Source organism: Streptomyces sp. NPDC002671 (assembly GCF_053592475.1).
The window spans coordinates 1-3,787 of the sequence record NZ_JBSFVU010000135.1; the positions used below are offsets into that span (position 1 = coordinate 1).

General features: G+C 66.2%; 5 protein-coding genes. 3 read left to right on the top strand and 2 right to left on the bottom strand.

The features are described from left to right. Positions 1-337: 337 nt before the first annotated feature. The gene (locus tag ACWD35_RS45115) at positions 338-928 is read right to left on the bottom strand and encodes a GNAT family N-acetyltransferase (RefSeq protein WP_451357119.1); all 591 of its coding nucleotides are present in this window, start codon (positions 926-928) and stop codon (positions 338-340) included. 249 nt (positions 929-1,177) lie between these two features. Between ACWD35_RS45115 and ACWD35_RS45120 the strand changes: the two genes are divergently transcribed. Then, entirely contained in the window at positions 1,178-1,855 is a 678-nt protein-coding gene (locus tag ACWD35_RS45120) for a hypothetical protein (RefSeq protein ID WP_451357120.1), read from the top strand. Further along, entirely contained in the window at positions 1,852-2,259 is a 408-nt protein-coding gene (locus tag ACWD35_RS45125) for a hypothetical protein (RefSeq protein WP_451357121.1), read from the top strand. The genes ACWD35_RS45120 and ACWD35_RS45125 overlap by 4 nt, the downstream gene beginning before the upstream one ends. 779 nt (positions 2,260-3,038) lie before the next feature. Here ACWD35_RS45125 and ACWD35_RS45130 read toward each other — a convergent pair. Further along, complete coding sequence (locus ACWD35_RS45130) at positions 3,039-3,332, bottom strand: DUF1330 domain-containing protein (protein WP_451357122.1); 294 nt, start codon at positions 3,330-3,332, stop codon at positions 3,039-3,041. A gap of 188 nt (positions 3,333-3,520) precedes the next feature. Between ACWD35_RS45130 and ACWD35_RS45135 the strand changes: the two genes are divergently transcribed. Beyond that, the coding region (locus tag ACWD35_RS45135; RefSeq protein WP_451357123.1) for a LysR family transcriptional regulator at positions 3,521-3,787 on the top strand (267 nt) is incomplete at its 3' end.

Here is a 3,787-nt window from a genome sequence, read left to right on the forward strand (position 1 = left end):
GATCTGACCCACCGCGACCGCTCCTCGAGTCCTACCTGAAAGGCCACCATGAGCTGGGACGTGCTCCTCCTCCGCCTGCCCGACGACGTCACCTCCAGAACGAACGGCTCCAGGAGGCACTGGAAACGACCTCCAACATCACAAGCATCAGCAGCAGGATCCAGAATCGTTGAACCAATAACCATGAAGAGATGTGCTAAGCGCCCAGGCGCTGCGATCCGGAGCAGGCGGAGCGGTCAACGGTCAGTCCTCAACCACGTTCACGATCCGGCTTGCATCGAGAAACGGGGTTAGGACGCGCCGTCCGGCGACATCACCCAGCGGATTTCAATCGAGATCAACCACGGAGCTTGAGCCATTCGCGCGCGAGGAGTCCGTAGACGACGTCGTCGTCGCGTGGTCCGTTTGGGAAGGCCACTGCTTCGCGCAGCAAGCCCTCCTCGGTGAATCCCAGGCGGCGGGCTACGCTGCGACTACGCGCGTTGTCGGTGCCGGTCCGCAGCTCCACCCGGTCCAGGCCGATGTGGCCGAATGCCTGGTCCAGGACTGCCGTGACGGCTCGGGTGACCAGCCCCCGTCCTTCGAACGCAGCGTCGATCCAGTAGCCGATCTCGCCAGTCCGCATGGCCATGTCGATCCTTAAGTTGACCGTGCCGACCAGTCGCCAGTCCCGGCCCGCCGGCACTGCGATATCGAGGGGCAACTGTGTTCCCTCAAGCCACGCTTGGCCCTGTTGCTCCAGGCGCGAGCGGGTCTCGTCGAGCGTCGTCGGGTTGTCGGCATCGAATCCCGGGTCCCAGTGCGCGAGACGCTCGTAGTTGGCCATCAGCAGGGCCTGGTGAGCCTCCGCGATCGCGACCGTACGCGGTATCAGCGCTGCGTCGTCACCGAGCGGGCAAGTGAACATGGCAGGGGTGACCGTCGACACTCGTTCTCCCCAGGTCAGTGGTGGTGAAGCATAAGCTTCGGTGGCTGACGCCGAGCGGTCAACTGGTTATAACCGCATCGTCGTTCCCAGCCCGTTCACCTGATCACCGGGCCATACCAGTCTCGACCTCGGTTACCGAGGCTCGCACGTGGGAGGCTCCTGGCCCCAAGAACACGTTCCCAGCTCAGTGGCCAACTCGGGCGTTCAGTCACACGGACCGCACGACGTGATAAAGAACCCCTCGGTCCAGTGAGAGCTTCAGGTGGCGGTCAGTGGTCAGCCCACAACCCCGTCCACAAACTGGCCTGGCACATCGCCCGCCGCCCCGGCGGCCTGGTCGCCCTCACCATCCAGTACGGACACATGCGCACCGCCCTGGACGCCCGCACCTCCACCGGCTACGGCAGCCGTGCCCGTCGAGGGTTCCACGGGGAGCTCGACGTCAAGACCGCGCTCGCCGCCGCGCAGACCGCAGCGCGGCTGCGCGACGCCACTGCGGTCGGCGAGAAGATCTCCGATCCCGCCGCTCGGCGGGCTCTCATCGGAGCAACCTCGATCCCCGGCTTCGAAGGCGCCCTGACCACCCCGAAGGCAGCCGCCAAGTTCCTCGCGCGCGATGGCCTCGTACTCTTCGACAACCCGGACTCTTTCCTCATCTGCGCCTTCAAGCGAGACACGGCTCTTTGCGATCCGGAGCCCGGGGCGACGGCACCCAACCGGTTCGCCTGCCAGCTCGGCTGCGGCAACGCGGTCCGCACCGACAGCCACGCGCAGGCGGCACGAGAGCACGCTGATCGGCTCGATGCAAAGGCAGCCTTCGTGCCCCAGCCTCTGGGCGACCGGTTTCGCCTGACCGCCAACCGCTTCCGCGCTCTCGCCGACGCCCACGACTCCACCGCCCAGGCCGCCGAGGAAGCCATCGCATGAACCAGCAGCACCAGGACGAACGCTCCCGCATCCGCGAGGCCATGGACCGCCTCCTGGCCGGCCAGCCCACCTGCCCCAACGGCAGCCTCACGGTGGTCGCGCTCGCCGCAGAGGCTGGTGTTCACCGCATGGCTCTGCAAAAGCGCCACGCCGACCTCAAGGAGGAGTTCTACGCACGCGTGCGTACGGAAACGCACCAGACGCCGGAAGTCGAAAAGCGCCTTCGCAAAGAGGTTGTCCGTCTGAAGGAAGCTCTCAAGGACTCCCGGGCTGCCGAAGCCGAGTCCCGGCATCGAGCGGAGCAGATGGCCCTCGCGGCAGCCGCCCTCATCCTCCGGCGACCCGACAGCCAGGACCAACCTGCCCCCGGCAACGTCATCCCGCTCCGCCCGTCCGGCGATTGAAGAGAGCAGGCCGCGGCGATGCCGAGTTCCTTGCGGGTCCGGTGGGTGAACTCGCGGACGACCTCCTCGCGCCCCAGGGGGCGAGGCTGTGGCACACCTCGGGGCTTCCGCAAATCACCGGCCATCACGCCGCGACGCGATGAGGTGTCGCACCGGCGCGGCCCCGTGACGGGCGTGCATGAGGTGCGGCGATGGGCTCAAGCCTCGACGGCCGCATGGCCGACTTTCAGGTCGGCCAGTTCGCGCAAGCAGGGCTCACGGGGAACGGGCCTTCGCGGTAGATCTGTGGCATGACCACCTGATCCCCGAAGCAGGGCGGCCGGCTCCAGTGCGCCATCCTGGCGCAGCCAGGCGCGCCCCTGGGCTACTTCAACAACAGAAGAACCGCAGATCGAAACCCCTCGAAAGAGGTCTTGACCTGCGGTTCTTCAAACTTTATATCAGTACTCTGAGTAGCCCCGACGGGGCACACGGCAGATGGATGCAGGATGCGCCCCTGGTCATCGAAGCCTTGTGTTCGCTGGACCGATCTGTCGTGTGGGAATCGGTTCGCGGTTCGCTTCGGGCGAGGGTGAGTTTCGTCGACGAGGTCAGCGAGACAGTCCAGCTGGCCCGGACGTCGCGTCGCTTCTTCGATCCGCCCGACAGGGATCAGGCCGTCGAGGACGTCGACGACGAACTGGGACGCGGGGCATGGCTTCGAACTCGTCTCGTGAGTCGTCGTTCAGCACCGTGTGCGTTTCAGGTGACGGATGCTCAGCGATGGCTGGGCCCGCCGGTCAGTCGATGCCTTCGATGATGCGGAAGTCGCGCTCGACGCCGTCGGGGAGGGCCACCAGCGCCTTCTGGTATGCCTCGCTCTCGTATGCCGCGACGGCCTGTTCAAAGCTGTCGAACTCGATCAGAACGACGCGTTGCGTGATTCCGGCCTCGTGGGCGACGACTCGACCGCCACGGGACAGGGTGCGCCCGCCCCCAGCCTGGACAGCCGGACGGGCCAGCTTGTTGTAGGCAGTCAGCCTCTCAGGGTCGGAAATGGCGGGGTAGACACTGACCCAGTAGCCCTTAGCCATGGAAACCTCCTGTGTTCGGCCGGACACGTCCGACTTCGAATTGACACTCAGATCGATCGATCCCGGCGACGGGTACTGCGGTCAGTTGAATCGTCATATGCGCAGGTTAGGGCTTGATGTGCGGTCGAGGGAAAGACCGGTACGGGATAGGCTCAGAACGGATCGTTATCAATCGGCGGGGAGGGCACGTGGCGCCGGATACGGTGAGCCTGCGGTACTTCCTGGTGCTGGCGCAGGAGTTGAACTTCACCCGCGCGGCCGCACGGATCGGTATCGCACAGCCCGCACTCAGCGCCCGGATGCGCCGATTGGAGGCGGAACTCGGTACGGCCCTGCTGGTCCGCAACACGCGTAGCGTCGTATTGACCACGGCCGGTGCGGCTTTGGCGGAGTCCGCGCCGCCCGCGCTGGCGGCGCTGGACCGGGCCTGGGACACCGCCCGGAGCGCGGCGGCC